The sequence below is a fragment of the Halobacillus sp. ABA4_118 genome (assembly GCF_056160205.1).
This window is the reverse complement of record NZ_JBSWWS010000001.1, coordinates 2452501-2467301: the sequence shown is the minus strand read 5'-3', so window position 1 is coordinate 2467301 and position 14801 is coordinate 2452501. Positions and strand designations below refer to the sequence as shown.

17 protein-coding genes and 6 tRNA genes are annotated in these 14801 nt (G+C 46.0%); 2 read left to right on the top strand and 21 right to left on the bottom strand.

Going from position 1 to position 14801, the window contains the following annotated elements:
* Window positions 1-86: 86 nt before the first annotated feature.
* Both ACXAGL_RS12350 and ACXAGL_RS12345 read right to left on the bottom strand, forming a co-directional pair.
* Window positions 87-428 (bottom strand): hypothetical protein, encoded by a 342-nt coding sequence (locus ACXAGL_RS12350; RefSeq protein ID WP_474991291.1) that lies wholly within the window; start codon window positions 426-428, stop codon window positions 87-89.
* A 105-nt stretch (window positions 429-533) separates the two neighbouring features.
* Window positions 534-1310: an SDR family NAD(P)-dependent oxidoreductase gene (locus ACXAGL_RS12345; protein ID WP_474991290.1), complete on the bottom strand. Its 777-nt coding sequence runs from the start codon at window positions 1308-1310 to the stop codon at window positions 534-536.
* 742 nt (window positions 1311-2052) lie between these two features.
* On the opposite strand from ACXAGL_RS12345, the gene ACXAGL_RS12340 reads away from it, so the two are divergent.
* Window positions 2053-2646, top strand: a complete 594-nt coding sequence (locus tag ACXAGL_RS12340; RefSeq protein WP_474991289.1) for a DUF4352 domain-containing protein — start codon at window positions 2053-2055, stop codon at window positions 2644-2646.
* A 39-nt stretch (window positions 2647-2685) separates the two neighbouring features.
* Here ACXAGL_RS12340 and ACXAGL_RS12335 read toward each other — a convergent pair whose 3' ends face one another.
* From ACXAGL_RS12335 to ACXAGL_RS12285, 11 genes are all read right to left on the bottom strand, one after another.
* Window positions 2686-2937, bottom strand: coding sequence for a hypothetical protein (locus ACXAGL_RS12335; RefSeq protein WP_474991288.1), 252 nt, complete (start codon window positions 2935-2937; stop codon window positions 2686-2688).
* Window positions 2938-3250: 313 nt separating this feature from the next.
* Entirely contained in the window at window positions 3251-3811 is a 561-nt protein-coding gene (locus tag ACXAGL_RS12330; RefSeq protein WP_474991287.1) for a DUF3990 domain-containing protein, read from the bottom strand.
* A gap of 413 nt (window positions 3812-4224) precedes the next feature.
* Complete coding sequence (locus ACXAGL_RS12325) at window positions 4225-4845, bottom strand: hypothetical protein (RefSeq protein ID WP_474991286.1); 621 nt, start codon at window positions 4843-4845, stop codon at window positions 4225-4227.
* A gap of 2 nt (window positions 4846-4847) precedes the next feature.
* A complete protein-coding gene (locus ACXAGL_RS12320) occupies window positions 4848-5156 on the bottom strand; it encodes a hypothetical protein (RefSeq protein WP_474991285.1) in 309 nt (102 codons plus the stop codon).
* Between the two features lie 295 nt (window positions 5157-5451).
* Window positions 5452-5634: a hypothetical protein gene (locus tag ACXAGL_RS12315; RefSeq protein WP_474991284.1), complete on the bottom strand. Its 183-nt coding sequence runs from the start codon at window positions 5632-5634 to the stop codon at window positions 5452-5454.
* Between the two features lie 123 nt (window positions 5635-5757).
* Complete coding sequence (locus ACXAGL_RS12310) at window positions 5758-5970, bottom strand: hypothetical protein (RefSeq protein WP_474991283.1); 213 nt, start codon at window positions 5968-5970, stop codon at window positions 5758-5760.
* Window positions 5963-6115 carry a hypothetical protein gene (locus tag ACXAGL_RS12305; RefSeq protein ID WP_474991282.1) on the bottom strand — a complete coding sequence of 51 codons (153 nt, stop codon included), beginning with the start codon at window positions 6113-6115 and terminating at the stop codon, window positions 5963-5965. The genes ACXAGL_RS12310 and ACXAGL_RS12305 overlap by 8 nt, the downstream gene beginning before the upstream one ends.
* Before the next feature lie 171 nt (window positions 6116-6286).
* A complete protein-coding gene (locus ACXAGL_RS12300; protein WP_474991281.1) occupies window positions 6287-6427 on the bottom strand; it encodes a hypothetical protein in 141 nt (46 codons plus the stop codon).
* An 88-nt stretch (window positions 6428-6515) separates the two neighbouring features.
* Window positions 6516-8384 carry a hypothetical protein gene (locus tag ACXAGL_RS12295; protein ID WP_474991280.1) on the bottom strand — a complete coding sequence of 623 codons (1869 nt, stop codon included), beginning with the start codon at window positions 8382-8384 and terminating at the stop codon, window positions 6516-6518.
* 391 nt (window positions 8385-8775) lie between these two features.
* Complete coding sequence (locus tag ACXAGL_RS12290; RefSeq protein WP_474991279.1) at window positions 8776-8997, bottom strand: helix-turn-helix domain-containing protein; 222 nt, start codon at window positions 8995-8997, stop codon at window positions 8776-8778.
* A 397-nt stretch (window positions 8998-9394) separates the two neighbouring features.
* On the bottom strand, window positions 9395-9988 hold the full coding sequence (locus ACXAGL_RS12285) for a hypothetical protein (RefSeq protein ID WP_474991278.1): 594 nt from the start codon (window positions 9986-9988) through the stop codon (window positions 9395-9397).
* A 1024-nt stretch (window positions 9989-11012) separates the two neighbouring features.
* Between ACXAGL_RS12285 and ACXAGL_RS12280 the strand changes: the two genes are divergently transcribed.
* Window positions 11013-11579, top strand: a complete 567-nt coding sequence (locus ACXAGL_RS12280) for a recombinase family protein (RefSeq protein ID WP_474991277.1) — start codon at window positions 11013-11015, stop codon at window positions 11577-11579.
* A gap of 583 nt (window positions 11580-12162) precedes the next feature.
* Here the strand turns inward: ACXAGL_RS12280 and ACXAGL_RS12275 are convergent.
* From ACXAGL_RS12275 to ACXAGL_RS12240, 8 genes are all read right to left on the bottom strand, one after another.
* A complete protein-coding gene (locus ACXAGL_RS12275) occupies window positions 12163-12921 on the bottom strand; it encodes a helix-turn-helix domain-containing protein (protein WP_474991276.1) in 759 nt (252 codons plus the stop codon).
* A gap of 179 nt (window positions 12922-13100) precedes the next feature.
* Window positions 13101-14078, bottom strand: a complete 978-nt coding sequence (locus ACXAGL_RS12270; protein ID WP_474991275.1) for a tyrosine-type recombinase/integrase — start codon at window positions 14076-14078, stop codon at window positions 13101-13103.
* Window positions 14079-14222: 144 nt separating this feature from the next.
* Window positions 14223-14304 (bottom strand) — tRNA-Leu (locus tag ACXAGL_RS12265).
* 11 nt (window positions 14305-14315) lie between these two features.
* Window positions 14316-14389: transfer RNA gene (locus tag ACXAGL_RS12260), tRNA-Cys, on the bottom strand.
* Between the two features lie 57 nt (window positions 14390-14446).
* Window positions 14447-14521, bottom strand: a tRNA-Gly gene (locus tag ACXAGL_RS12255).
* 9 nt (window positions 14522-14530) lie between these two features.
* A tRNA-Gln gene (locus ACXAGL_RS12250) sits at window positions 14531-14605 on the bottom strand.
* 29 nt (window positions 14606-14634) lie between these two features.
* Window positions 14635-14710: transfer RNA gene (locus tag ACXAGL_RS12245), tRNA-His, on the bottom strand.
* A gap of 9 nt (window positions 14711-14719) precedes the next feature.
* Window positions 14720-14790 (bottom strand) — tRNA-Trp (locus ACXAGL_RS12240).
* Between the last annotated feature and the right edge of the window lie 11 nt (window positions 14791-14801).

The following is a 14801-nucleotide window of genomic DNA, read 5'->3' as shown; positions in this document are numbered from 1 at the left end:
TTTTATTCCTAAAGAGGCATGATTGTCCTTCATCCGCATATAAAAAACCGATGCGGCCTTCATGACAGCATCGGCATTCTTTTCCCTTACATCAGCTTACGTTCATAAACCACTTCGTTCGTCGACACATCCAAAGCATCCACGTTCAGGCTTTTCACCTGGCCATCCTCTGGATTTCGGGATCCCCACAGACGGATATCATTTTTCAAATTGTGATCATAAAAATCCACACGTACCGTCCGCAGTCCATCCTGCTCTTTATACACCCAGCACTCCTTGAATTCCATCGTCTCTTTCGGCTGGCTCAATATGTAGTCATTCAAGACCTTCTCAAACTCAGGGAAATCAATTTCCCCTTTTTGCAGCCCTTCGGCTTCAAATGTAGCAAACTCTGTATAGTGGTGAATTAAATCTGCGTTTTGACCCACGTTTATTCCTCCTTCACATTCTCTGTCCATAGGTATACCCGTTTCTACCAAGAAGAAAACGAGAGAATAGAACAGGTGCCCGGCTTCACGGCGGACACCTGTTACTTATACCCTCGCTGCCATCTCTTCCAACTGTTTGACGAGAGCTTCACACTTATCCAGGTTACGCGCATCCGGATGCGGTTCACCGAACGATCCGATGTCGTTATCATAATATTGCCCTGAGGCATCCGCAAATTCCTCGGACAAAGCCGCCCGGCACAAAATATCTGCACCAATGTTGATATCGCGTCCTTCTGTTCCGAAAGCCTTTTTCACCATTTTGCTGCCCAGGAGGGACATAGGATTCACAGCAACCACAACAGGCTCCACCCGCCGGGCCATTTCATACGTCCACATCGTCAGCGCCAGCTTACTCTGCGCATACGCCTCTCCGTCTGCAAGCTTCTTCTTCCCGTAAAGAGCCTGCTCATCCACCGTCGACTGCGCAGCCGACGATAAGTTCACGATACGGCTTGAAGCATCCATAAGCGGAAGGAGTGCTTTTGTCAGCTCATAGGGAGCCAATGTATTCACAGCAAAGCGAATGTCCAGTCCCTCGGCCGTGACAGGCTCCGACGCATTGTAGACGCCTGCATTGTTGATTAGAACGTCCAGGGAATCATGTTTGGCTGCGACTTCCTTTGCCAACCTTCTTACCTCACTCGGAGAAGACAAATCAGCCACATACTGCTCGATCTGCTCATCCCCCAGCTCGTTGGCTACGTCAGCCAGTTTCTCTTCACTGCGGCCGTGCAGAAGCACCTCATGCCCTTCCTTAACGAGTCGTTTTACTGTCGCCAGACCAATGCCATCTGTTGCACCTGTGACTACGATCTTCATTGCCATCCTCCTCCTTCAATAACGATCCGTACTCCTCCCATTCCCTAATCCATCGGGAATGGAACCACCTGTTTAGATTCAGCATTTCCTCCTGAAATATTCAAATGGAGAGAGATTCTTTCTTACGATATCCAGTGTATAACGTTCGGGGATGTAAGCAAAAAAAAGTGTACTAGAATGGAAGAGTCCCTATATGATTAGGAAATTACGCAAAAAGACGATATCTACATGAAGTAGATATCGTCTTTCATTCAAGCTATTTAGTACCGGTGGCCGGGGTCGAACCGGCACTCCGTGAGGAACACGATTTTGAGTCGCATAAGAAGTAGCCTCTGCGATTATCGTTGTCTCGAATCCCTTCACGATGGGCACACCGTTCATTTATCCGCAAATTAGACGGGTTACATAGCGTACGACACGTAAAACCCGTTTTCCTAACGTTCATTATACGGGCCTCACCGTGTTCTTGCAAGAGATTGGCGAATGTTTAACGAGAATCGCTCTCTGACGAAATGAAACGGACTGACCCCCGTCCTCCCGTATCTAATTCGCTTGTACGGCGTTTCTCTGCACGGAATCTATTAAACTACCACCAAAACACCCGTTAGTCGAGAATCTCCCGCGCGTTCACGAAAAATTCATCTCGAAGCTGAAGTTTTTTATGAAAACTATGGAAATATTACCTGTTATTGGATATTATGGGGAAGGAGCATTAAGCACTAATACATAAGGGGGAGAAAGCATGAAGAAATTTTTCAAAGTCGGGTGTCTCGGTTTTATCGGAATTATCGCTTTAATCGTGATTATTGCCTTAGTAAGCGGAGGTGGCGACGAAGAAACCACGTCTACACAATCCGAAGGTGGAAACAACGAAACTGAAAGCTCCGAGGGGTCCAGCGAAGAAGAAGAGACCACGTACTCAATCGGTGATACTGTCGAGGTAGGCGCAATGACTTACACGATTAACGAGAAGTCAACGGCTAAAGAGGTCGGTCCTAGTTCATTACCCGAGGAAGCTAACGGAGAATTTATTGTTCTTGACGTTACTGCCGTTAATAACGGGGACGAAGCCGTAACGGTCGATGGATCGTATTTCAAATTGAAGCAAGGCGAAACTACATTCGAAGCCGATACGGCAGCTAGCATGTCCGCTAATCAAGGCGAAGACGGAACGATTCAAAACTCGTTCTTCATGGAGCAACTTAATCCGGGCTCTGAAATGTCCGGTAAAGTCGTATTCGACGTAGCACCGGAGATTGCCGAGGCTGAGGACTTAGCAGTTGAAGCACAAGAAGGCATGTTCGGAAGTGTTTCCGAGACTATTCAACTTCAATAAAAGGGAAAGGCGGGCTTAATAGCTCGCCTTTTTGCTTCTCTACTCGTCGTAAAACCCCGAGTGAATCAATCGTAGGTGACGGAATAGGAAAGAACGGATTGAGGCGTCCTGGATCAGCGGGATATCCGATTGAAGGAATTGCAGCGTCTCGGGGATTCCATCGTCGTCTATACGTTTGCGGTCGATTAAGTGGATGATCCGTTCATCGTCGGGTAGCTTGTCGATCTTCTCGATTCTAAATCGCTCCTTGCCGGTAATTTCGAGGATAATAAGCTCGCGGGTTTTGTTCACGTAAAACACTCCTTTTTAGTTGATCGGAGTATTATTCGACAAGTTTCCGAGTATTCCTTCTTTTTCCATAAAAAAAACCCACTCTTAACTTGGAGAGTGGATTTAACGAGAATATTCAACTGTGGCAGCATAATATTTATTAAAAAGCACCTCGGCCCAGTATAGCTCGTCATGATGATAAAAATACTCCGGATCTTCTATCATGCGATTAAAGAGATACCTTTGGTTCTGTACATATTTCTCATCTATTCCGTACTTATGATACAAAATCATCAATATTTCCGCCACAAATTCTTTGTCAATCTCTTCGATATTAAAGGGACGAGAATTCAATTTGAACAACCTCCTTACTCATTATAGTGCTCAATGAACGCTCAGTATGAAAGGAAATTTGATTTTTCAAGTTTCCACTTGGTTTGATACTATCTCTGAATTGTTCTTTAGTCAATTGATTTCGCTCGAAAAGCCTAATGGACCTGCCCATAAACCCATCCGCTACGGGACCAATCACAAACTCATAGTCATGGAGTACGATGTTTTCGTATTTCCCCGCTACTCTGCAAGCGTATACAAACTCAGCCCATTCATCGTTCGCTTCTTCAAATACAAATCCTAGAGTATGTTCGAACAATTCGGTTAATAAATCAGTATTCAGCTCAACTTTCACCAGTGCTGGGGCAACGCTATCACCGATAGCATCTTCAGTTCTTCGCTTTGCTTGTCTTACAGCTTGTTCATAACATGTCGTAAGATAAAACCCTTGTCCGAAGTCCGTGTAATAGCGTCCTCTATTTATATCTATATTGCCCATTATATCTTCTGCATAAACATTTGTAGTTCCATGATAGCAATGTCTGAAAGATTCTATCTCCATGAAATTGCCCCTCTCCCTGGAAAAAAATTCATATACTTCCTGTATTGTAACATTATTCAATTCTAATTTTAATAGATTTCTCCTAATTCACCTAAATTATTCGAAATTTCTAAACATTAAAATAACTGAGCTCGATTCTTAAGCTAACCCCTTGTCCTCTCCTCAACGCGATTGTCTCGATTACTCTCCCGCCTTGCTGCTCGATGCCGTCCCGTAATTGTACGAACTCTTCCGTAGAGTACACAGTTTCCGTCTTGTATGTGACTTCTGTTTGCTCGTTCCATCGACTAATCATCGAATCGCTCCTTTTCTTTTTAATTAAAATTGGCGGGGAATGTTCCGAAACCCCGCCGTTTTGCATTAGGTTGAGCGTTCTTTTGCGTAGAGCGCCGATTTCTCCCGACATTTGCGGTTTACAAGAGAGTCTTATTGCTTCGGTTGCCCTTGTGGTCGGTGAATGCCGGATGCGTAAAGGTTAACCGTCTGTACGCTGCGTCGGGTTTTAGCGTTACGGCTTCCTGCGCTTCTTCTAACGCTTCCTGCTCGGGAGTTCGTAAGTCCGATAGAAACGAGTTAACCTGACGTAGCTTTTTAACTGTTCCCTCGTCATTGACGTTCTGTAAAACCTTCGGCAACTGCTTACGAACCTCGTTTAACTGCTCGGGTGTCATGTGTTCGAATCTACCCTCGAGCGAGTCGAATGCCTCCCGTTGTTGCCTATCACCGTATGCAAGCGCCACACTAGCCGTGAACTCATCTAAAACGGACTCCACAAATTGCTTGTCGTTGGAGGAGGGTTTGAAGTAACTTCTCGCTGCTTCCTGCTCCCGTTGCTCGAGTAAAGCCTGCGCTTCCTGGGCGTACTTAGCGTTCCTATCGCTAACAACGTCCTCTAGCTCTTTGCGTTTCTCTCGGATCGCCTCGGCCTTGAATTGCGCGTCCTTATAACGCGGATCGCTGCTCCCCTCGATTTTCTCGACGTCATTCCTAAACTTACGTACTGCCTTATCGTTATCTCGTTTGTATTGCTCCATTATTACCGACTCCTTTTATTCGTTAATGTTTGTATTGTTGGTAGTTCAACGTTCGTCGTTTCTACGTCTATCACGTAGTCATTTTCGCGGGTGAATCTCTTCACGATTTCTTGTGCGGAGTAGAAGGCATATGCTTCGCTTTGCCTCGAAACATAATCCGCCTTGAATACGTTCTCTTCTCGTCCTCTATCGAATAGCTTGATCCGAACCTCTCGTTCCTTCCGGTTGATCCGATCGACTTGAATATTAACGAGTACCTTTCCGTCCGCCTCTTCGTTCACTTCTTCGATATTTCCCTTTTTACGAAACAACCCTGACACCTCCCCTTGATAAATTGAATATAAATAAGAACCCTTACACTCCTCGTAATGATTACCAGATGGAAGAATATGTTACAATAGAGGTAACAAGAATTTCTAAGGAGTGATTATATGAGATGTGAAGACTGCAATCGAAAGTTTTACTCTCCGAACGGCACTATTCTCTGCGAAGAATGTGAGCAAAAGCGTCTTGAGAAGGAATAATTTCGCCTTTGGCTCAACCAGTTATTTTTAAAATCCTCCCTTATAAAGGGGAGTCTATTTGATTTACGGATGAATAAAGCACCTAATCGTCATTTCTACTCAACTTCTTCTGCAAGTGTGCTAACCCGTTCGCCTCGATAGCTTCCGACGGTTGCTCGTGGAGATTGTAGACCCGTATATCCGATGATTTCTCCCACGGTTCCACCGGCTCATGCTTCTTGCGTTCGGGTTTCGGTTCAATCGTTACGTTTACTAGTTCGTTCATTCCGACACTCCTTTAAAACTACGTGTATTTGACAGGAATTTTGTATAGATAGCGATTCTCAGCCGTTCCAATTAACGCCCGCGAATGTTTGCCCATGAACGCATGAGAACGGCTTAGAAACGCTCATTTCTCCATTTTTGTACCTAACATTCTTTCCGCTTGCCGACGTTCATCGGCGGGTATCTTGAACTGAATGGCGGTTAAACGGTCGTTATAGATATAGTCCGCCATAATCGGCCAATGCTTTTTGTGTCGTTTAATTCTGCGGATCAATTCACGGTCTTCGGTGTAACCTGCGATGTACCCCGGCTCTAACCGCCATAGTGAGTTATCCATCGACAAACACCGCCTGGTCGGTTTTGACCTCGGTGGATATTTCGCTTATACTGGGGTTCAGCGTAATTATCTCGGAGTCGATTTGCTTGCCGGCGGTCGACTCCGTTTTTAGTTTCGTTCCTATTAGCTGCCGTTCATCATTCACCTTGAACCGCCTCCCGGAAGCATCCGGCTTAATTGCTCGTCCGTATTGCCTTCCGTTTGCTCCGATAGCTTGTCGACGTCGACCTCCGTTAGCTTCCGATCCATCCGATCAAGCGTTTCGATTATCCTCTTTAGTACAATTTCGTCTCTCATTCCGATCCACTCCATTCCGTTATTTTTTGATTCCGATTTCCTTTTCGAGTAACTTTGTGACTTCGGTTACTTCGTGGTTTACGTAGGTTTTATTCGTCTGTTGAAGAATCGCTAGTCCAATTAAGACGTTTCCTAACGCGTTTACCTTTGCTGCGTCCATTCCGTTACCTCCAATCGTTGTGTATTGTTGATCGTGCCTATTCGCCTCTCACTTCCGTTGTGATACGGTCGGCGGGAGTATTATCGGCCTATCCCTTTTTAACGAATTTCGTTTTGACCTTCTCGATTCCGTACTGCTTCATAGCTTCTCGGACCCGGTCGTTATTAATCGCCTTCCGGAACGTACTACCGTCAATCTCCAACTCCTTATATACTCTCGAGCCTTTAATTTCCTCATTTTCGGGCATTTCTGCGAAGTAATCTACGATAAGATCGGCGGTAGTCTTCTTGCCGATTATGCGGTTCAATGTTTTGTACTCCTTAACCGTCGCCCCTCCATACGCTTCCGTTATATGATCGATAGTTCGGTCGTCATTGTAGAAAACGTAGATATTGACGTCGTTTTGCTTCTTATTCGCTCTTAATCGGTGTGTTTCCTGAGCCATGCCGACCGCGATGTCGAGACTCTTATACTCTTCGACTCTATCGTCGTTAAATTGATATCTTCCCCGCAGCTTCTCTTGTTGATTATCGAGCTCCTCGCCTAGCCTATCGCCTGCTACCGCTTGTGCTGCTGTCGCGTAGTACGATGATCCTTTGTTGAGCACTCCGATATAGATAGCGTTGTCAACGTCTGCGAAGCCGTTTGTACCTCGTCCGCCGTCGTAATGCTTAAAGACAACGTCACACTCGTTCTGATCGATACGGCTTTCCAGGCCTTGAACAAACTCTTTATTCGTAACTATCAACGTTTTCCCCTCGGTTTCCTGGAGGATATGTTTACATTCATCTGCGAGGTTGTCTAATGCGTCGGAATTGCTCCGAATAGACGTCTTTGACATTCCGTACTGCTTACAGATATGAAACGTCACGTTCGATAGATCGGGCTTCTCGATTGGCATAAACAAATTGAAGTCTCTACCGATGTACTCGGGGTCAAGGTCGCCTGTACCGTCCATAATGAACGTGTTAAACTCCGTAATGTCGTAATGAAGGTAATACGTTGATACTATTTCTACTATCCCGTTCATCGCACTGATTTCTCCGCCGTAACCGATGACTCTCTCGAAGGCCCTCAACGTTTGCAACTCTTCTATTCCGAAAACCTCCCCGTAGTGACCGAGTAGTTTATGCGGTAGCATGTAGCCCGGTTTTATCGGTTTCATGTTGAAGCGTCCTGCTTGCTCCGTGGATTCGATAACACCGCTCAACTCGTTGATTACCCCTAACGTTTTGTTGACGTAGCTTTGACGTTTCCCTGTCGCTTCATGGCTCGCTTGAAGTATTTTTGCCTTCAATCCGTTTACCTCGTTGTAGGAAAGCCGTTGAGAGATTACTAGGGACGGCTTCTCGTCGATTAACAACGTTCTTCTCGGTCGGTTCATGCCTCGACTGTCCTTAAAGCGTCGGAATGTACCGAGGTTGTCTTTCAACGCCTGCAACTCGAATTGCTTCGTTGTCATAATGACGACGTTGTACTGCGCCTGAGTCGTGAACTGCTCCTCGTAGTGCTCCCGAGTCATACGTTCTTCGTCGTATCCCTCGATGAAATACGCGTAATTGTTCAACTTTGTTACCTCTCCATTTTCATCGTCTCTGTTAATCTCGTCGGCTAGCCCTTTTAAATCCTCGATTCGCTCTTTAATAACGATCGCGCCGAATGTATCCGGGTTTTTCCGCACCATATGACGAAGGTAAACCGATAGCATCGTAGACTTCCCGAAGCCTGGTTGCGCTCCAACGATGACGGGTAAGTCGAGGACGCCCGTTTCCTGCCACAACTTGAACGTCTGATACGCAAATAAGTTTTCGCTGGGTTTCGGTGTATGGCCGTGCTTTCCTAATTCGATGTTCCATTCGAGAACTAGCCGCTCTGCCGTTTGATTGACCTGCGGTTCCCTCTCGACTGCTAACGGCTTTTTCGCCTCGTCTGCTAGTGCTCTGATCGATTTATTCATTACAATCCTCTCCATTCCATTCGTAGTGTGGCCGGAGCATGGCTCGACCTATCGTTTGCTTGCGGTTGAAAGCCTTTTGAGCGATTAGATAGCCCCATCGATACACCCGTTGTTACCGTTGAGGTCGAATGCTATCTATTTTTCGGGAGAACTTTTCAACGTTACTACCGTGCTTTATTAGTTTGTCTGGCGCCGTTAGGCGGCTATGTTTGAACTTAGTCACCGTTAAATCGTTTGACCGTTCTATCGTTGACTAAAATACCTTATCGTCACTTCGTTCCTCAACCTCAATCGCTATCGCTCAATCGTCCAATCGATTAAAAACGTGAAATCCACTATTAGATACAATAGTAAAATTCACGATTTTTCGTTGTTTCCGTTTGCTTCGCGTTTACCGTTCCATACTCCGGCCCATACGCTTGCAGAACTCGGTAAACTCGGGATCGTCCGTGTTGAACTTTCGAACGACCTTTGCTCGATTCTTCTCGGTGAGTACGGCGAAGCCCGTTTCTATCTTTGCTACCGTTGATTCCGCGATGTTCATTTCCTCGCCGAACTCTCGTTGAGTCTGCCCGTGATAGAGACGAATCAACTTGAAAGTTTCGTTTGTCATATTACCTCGCTCCTTTCGATTACCTGTCGTAGAGCCTCGTTTCCTTCTACGAAGCCAATAAAAAAAAAAGCCGCGATGGGCTTCTTATTTTTCTCCTTCACTAGGTAGTGGTACTAAACGGGTCTCTCACACCCTACTCATACGAAATTTTTCAACTTTTTTCGTTTTCCCTCGGTTTTCTTCTCCGCCTGCCGTTTGTCTTCAGCCCGTGTGCCTCGGCTGGTTTGCCTGCTCGCTTGATTCCTGATGTGAAACGATGGGTAAATGAGCAAATTAGGTGCCTTTTCGGGTTCATTCGAAAGTCTCGATTATCGCCTAAAAACCCCTCCATAGTAAGGATGATACGTTACTTTGTTTCAGGGGTTTCTAGGCGTTTACGGAAACTTTTTCGAATTTTTCACCGCTGCCAATACGTCCACTCATTGTAGTGGGGATTTATTCGCTCTTGATAAGCATCTTCCACTCGGTCCAGAAACACGTTGCCTTTAACGTCTTCACTTCCAGGCGCCGGGTCGAACAGTTCCTCTTGGACATTTCTAACCGTAGGAGGTCGGTTCGATAGCTCGTACTTAACGGCGCACTCCGATAACTTCCTACCGTCTTTGTGCCAATAATAATACTCACGCTTGGTCAAGTCGAAGCGTCGGAAGGTGCCGAAGCGCTCGCAAGTTAACGTTTTACCATTACGTTCCATCACGTAAAACCATGATTGACAAACCTCACACCGTTTGACTCGGTGAGGGTTATACTTCACCTCACGCCAGGTCAAACCGTAATCACCGGCAACCTCGTCAATTATCCTACGGAACTCACGTAAATCGTTCTTTTGTAGTTCACCTACTCGCGTATGGAATTGATTCGCCTCCACCATTCCGTATATCTTGTTAAATTCGTCCGTGATCCCGTCAAAGAGCTTACGAGCGTCTTGCTCCGATAGCCCTAAGTCAATCACAGACTGAACCTCTTTTACGTGCGCTTGATTTTTCGTCATTTACAATCATCCTCCCTAAAATTCGTTGACTCGTTAAACGTGCATACCTACATACAAATACAGCGCAGGACTCGGAAGCCCCACGCTGTTATTCGTATATTCGGTTATTTCAATCTCTTTTTCGGAGTTTTACAGAAGAGCCCGTCCGCTAAAACCGACTCCTCCGTCTATCTATTGCCCTGCGCTAACGTATATCCACCGTATCATCTAAACCCCTGACACTTCTTCCGAGTCAGTGCTTATAATCGTTGTCATGACGGTTCTCAACAGGTTTTATTACAATTGTGTTACATTTTCAAAATCGCTTATTCCTCGTGGGAAGACCGTAACCCTCGACCTCTCAAATTTCGTAGCAAATTATCGCAGCCCCGGCCGGCGGGCGCGGGCGTGTGTGCCCCCGGGGGACCGCGTATGTATTCTCGCTTCTCCAAGCTGATCCTCCGATTGGCTTCCCTCGCTTCACCGTGAGTTTACGTATGCAATGCCGAGCATCGTTGCTCCGCTTAACACGAAGGTAGCTCCGTTCCGATACGTCCTCCCTACTAACCCCGTTAACTTGTCGGCTGCTTGTCGGTCGTTATTAAAATACGTGTACCTAACTACTTAACGTCCAATCAAGAGATAGCTTTATCGGTCGGTAAAGTGGCTCATACGTCCTTCACGGCATCCTCACGGCTTGCTTAACGCTTATTACACGGATAGATTACGTTGATCCTTACAACGATAATGAACGGGTTGACGTTTGTTCCCCGAGAAGCTCCCCGTTTACTCCCGTCTATTACCACCCGTTAATGCGTTTAACCTATGATTAATTGAGGTTCACGTGTTATATCTACGAGAGAACCGATACTTTTACCAAGCGGATACCGTCTACAAAACGAAAGATTTATGTACGCCTTAAACTCGAAAATTCCCCACGTCTATAAACTCGTTCACACGTTTACAAACTCGTCTAAAATTCTTAGTTGACTTCGCCATACGTTTCATGTACGATTAGGGTAGAATAAAAACGGAGGGGTTACATATGAAAATCGGTTACGCTCGAGTTAGTACAAAGGATCAGTCGTTGGAACTGCAAGAGGACGCGCTTCAAAAAGCCGGAGCCGAACGCGTCTACTCGGAAAAAGATAGCGGTGGTAAGTGGGATAGAACGGAACTAACACGCTGTCTAGACGCCTTACGTCCTGGTGATACCCTAATCGTCTACAAACTCGATAGACTAGCAAGATCGCAGAAACAACTGCAAGATATCGCTCACACGTTAAAAGAGAACGACGTGGAACTTGTTAGTCTCCAGGAACAACTCGATACTCGCACTCCGATGGGGAAGGCCATGTTCGGAATGATCGGCGTTATGGCGGAACTAGAACGAGATATGATCCGCGAACGAACAACCGCAGGTTTAGAGTCTGCTAGAGCAAGAGGACGCAAAGGTGGACGGCCAAAGGCGAACCCCGAGAAGGTTCGGAAGGCACTAGAGTTATACGATGCAGAAACGCACACGGTTACGGAGATAACGAAAGAAACGGGAGTTAGTAAAGCGCTGCTATACAAGGAACTGAATAAACGGAAGGAATCGGCTGAGGCGTAAAACCCTCGGCTCTTTTTCGTTCAGATAACCGTACACCCCTCGATATTTCGGAGGTGCTCGTCTCGTGAATACGTTGCCCGCTCTTTATGCGTTTGTTTACCCCGTGTGTATCGAATATACGTGTAACGACGGGTAACGGGAACCCCGGTCTGTAAACGTTTGAATCCCCGTTTTATGCCGAGTTTCTTCCATATGTTCTTTCATACGTTACTTCGATAAAGTGTTATTCTCGTTACACATTCGAGTTCCCTTACAACGTTATCCCTACGTTAACACGCTCCTTAACGAGTACAACGTATATAACGCTTAACTCGACTTAAACGTATCCTAGTAAACCTTCGAGTTTTCCGACTCTATAATTCGCGCTCATTACTTTTTCGGTCTTAGCGTTAATCCTTCCATTTGCATGTTCTTACGGAGTAAGGTTATGCCGAGCGTTAGCGAGATTTCCCTGCGCTCTAATGTAGTACAGTTTAGTTCACTCACAGTCTAGTTAACCCACAGTATAGTTCCTCTATCGTTTCCGACACCGCCGTACTGTCATTTTCGATAGTGCTAGGGTGTCAAAAACGGAGGTTAGGCGTTAATACACGTCAGCCATTCGATGCAAATAGATACCTCGACTAACCTTCGCCCAGGCACGGTAAAGATAGTTTTTGAGATTCCGCACTTTCCCCGCTTTGTAACGTCTCACACACGATAGAAACGCCTCTGCATATTCCTCGTGATCCTCAACGTGAATAGTACGGTCAATAGACGCTTTGGATCGGTACAATACCCCGACTACCTCGTACAACTCCTCGACGTTAAAGAACGGAGTCATCACCTCGTAAATGGACGTAGGGATCGAGTTTTTCAATGACTCCGCCGTATCTAGTACGTGCTTTTTGATATGATTAGACTTAGATGGTTCGGAAGCCTCGATCGGCTCCGAGTGCTCTTGTGGCGTACTCTCCTCGTCCTCTATTGAGGTGTCACCCTGACGTGCCGCCGATAGAATACGTATAACATTAACGGACTTTTTACGAGAGTTCCCTCGCCATTTCTTGACGGTTGGCAACTTATCGATTACCCCGTATTCTTCGAGTTTCTTTACTGCTCGGATCACCGTCCTCTTACTAATTCCCACGCTATCAGCTATCGTTTGGTACTTCGCGAAACTAACGCCTAGTAAGCGCAAGCTGGATCGCCCGAAGAAGCGTAGTACCTCGATAACGGAATCGGGAAGCTCGTCTGCTTCTAAACGTGCGATATGCTCGTATATCTCCTCGTCCATTTCGTTGCTAGACGTGAAGGTAGCGTATTCCGCTAGCTCTGTAAAATCGATTGTAACGTAATCCATACCGTGCTGCCTCCTCTAATGAGACGCACCTACCGAACAAACGTTCTAATAAATGGACAGACCTGCCGAATTTGACTATCGGCTGTTCTTTCGATATACTACACGTAGGCTAGTGGTGTATATCGTTGGCATGTGGCAAGTCCACATCGTCGGCGATTGCGCCCTTTTTTTATGTCTTATTAGATATCTAAGTCCTTCAATGGCGAGAAACTCTTATGCTTTTCTGAAACTTCGCTACTGAATAGATTCACGTAAACTCGAACCATTTCCATCGAAGAGTGACCGAGAATCTTTTGTAGCTCGAATATGCCTGCTCCGTTCATCACGGATAACTTCGCAAAAGTGTGACGTAACGTGTGCGGGCTGCATCGAACTCCTTTAATCCCCGCTCTCTTTCCGTGAATAGCAACCAACCTTTGTAATGCGTTCCGAGTCATTCTCGTTTCATCGATAGTCACGAATAGATGATCCGTCTCACAAGTTCCTCTTATCTTTAGATACCGACTTAACTGCTCTTTCATTTTCGATTGTATCGGTACATAACGGTGTAAGTGGTTCTTTGTATTCCTGACGAATATTTGTCCTTCGCTTAACTTCACGTCTTCTACGAGTACCCCTGCGACTTCATTAAGCCTTAACCCCGTCTCCACTAATAAGAGCAAGTATGTGTAATCCCGTTGCCCCGTAAAAGTTCGGAGGTCGGGAGAGTTTAAGAGTTTCTTTAACTGCGTGAGGTTAAATGTCTCAATATTCGCTTTCCTATCCTTTAACAACGGATACTTCCGCATCGGATTATTGTCGATGTACTTTCCGTCATCCAGGAAGTTGAATAACGTGCGGATTGCTCGTAGTTTCGTGTTGATCGTTCCTACCTTTAACTGACGTTCATGCTTCATATCGTCAATGTAATCGTCGATGTCCTTACGTACGACTAGGTTTAAATCTAACGATTTCTCAAATCGAACTAAGTAACGTCGAAAATCTTCGCATTCTTTTTGATAGTAATGAAGCGTGAACTCTCGAAGCGCTTTCCGTTCTCCGTCGGCTAAGAATTTCCGTAAAGCTACGTCAAACGGTATCTCCGTGCCTTTTAGCGTCCTTTCCACGGTTTCTATTTCGTATGGTGAGAGACGATTATCCCGTCGATTTTTGCGCATACAAAAAGCCCCGCCTTCCTTTGGATTTAGGAAAACGGGGCTTAACGTTCACACGTATGGGCACACGACCATTTCACGCTGCATTAAACGCAAAAAAGACGATACCTAGTCGTCGCTAGATACCGTCCTTATGCGAATATGTAGTACCGGTGGCCGGGGTCGAACCGGCACTCCGTGAGGAACACGATTTTGAGTCGTGCGCGTCTGCCAATTCCGCCACACCGGCAAATAATCTTATGGAGGCGGCAACCGGAATCGAACCGGTGATAAAGGAGTTGCAGTCCTCTGCCTTACCTCTTGGCTATGCCGCCATAAGATATTCAATTATGATTGTATCATATTCAATGGATCCTGAATATGTGAATGTATGGAGCGGGAGACGGGATTCGAACCCGCGACCCCCACCTTGGCAAGGTGGTGTTCTACCACTGAACTACTCCCGCAATGATAAGTGGCTGGGCCAGCTGGATTCGAACCAGCGCATGACGGTACCAAAAACCGTTGCCTTACCGCTTGGCTATGGCCCAATAATTCAGTTCGTTTATTATGAAATAAATGGGGCGGCTGATGGGAATCGAACCCACGAATGCCGGAACCACAATCCGGTGCGTTAACCACTTCGCCACAACCGCCATAAGAAGCAGGGGTAGTAGGAATCGAACCCACATTGACGGTTTTGGAGACCGTAGTTTTACCATTAAACTATACCCCTATTTATTTTTA

Excerpts from the sequence above, each read along its gene's own strand:
- ACXAGL_RS12325 (WP_474991286.1), bottom strand. The coding sequence starts at position 4,845 with ATGGAGCAATACAAACGAGATAACGATAAGGCAGTACGTAAGTTTAGG.
- ACXAGL_RS12275 (WP_474991276.1), bottom strand. The coding sequence starts at position 12,921 with ATGGATTACGTTACAATCGATTTTACAGAGCTAGCGGAATACGCTACC.
- ACXAGL_RS12300 (WP_474991281.1), bottom strand. The coding sequence starts at position 6,427 with ATGGACGCAGCAAAGGTAAACGCGTTAGGAAACGTCTTAATTGGACTA.
- ACXAGL_RS12315 (WP_474991284.1), bottom strand. The coding sequence starts at position 5,634 with ATGAACGAACTAGTAAACGTAACGATTGAACCGAAACCCGAACGCAAG.
- ACXAGL_RS12310 (WP_474991283.1), bottom strand. The coding sequence starts at position 5,970 with ATGGATAACTCACTATGGCGGTTAGAGCCGGGGTACATCGCAGGTTAC.
- ACXAGL_RS12270 (WP_474991275.1), bottom strand. The coding sequence starts at position 14,078 with ATGCGCAAAAATCGACGGGATAATCGTCTCTCACCATACGAAATAGAA.
- ACXAGL_RS12345 (WP_474991290.1), bottom strand. The coding sequence starts at position 1,310 with ATGAAGATCGTAGTCACAGGTGCAACAGATGGCATTGGTCTGGCGACA.
- ACXAGL_RS12295 (WP_474991280.1), bottom strand. The coding sequence starts at position 8,384 with ATGAATAAATCGATCAGAGCACTAGCAGACGAGGCGAAAAAGCCGTTA.
- ACXAGL_RS12290 (WP_474991279.1), bottom strand. The coding sequence starts at position 8,997 with ATGACAAACGAAACTTTCAAGTTGATTCGTCTCTATCACGGGCAGACT.
- ACXAGL_RS12330 (WP_474991287.1), bottom strand. The coding sequence starts at position 3,811 with ATGGAGATAGAATCTTTCAGACATTGCTATCATGGAACTACAAATGTT.
- ACXAGL_RS12280 (WP_474991277.1), top strand. The coding sequence starts at position 11,013 with ATGAAAATCGGTTACGCTCGAGTTAGTACAAAGGATCAGTCGTTGGAA.
- ACXAGL_RS12340 (WP_474991289.1), top strand. The coding sequence starts at position 2,053 with ATGAAGAAATTTTTCAAAGTCGGGTGTCTCGGTTTTATCGGAATTATC.
- ACXAGL_RS12285 (WP_474991278.1), bottom strand. The coding sequence starts at position 9,988 with ATGACGAAAAATCAAGCGCACGTAAAAGAGGTTCAGTCTGTGATTGAC.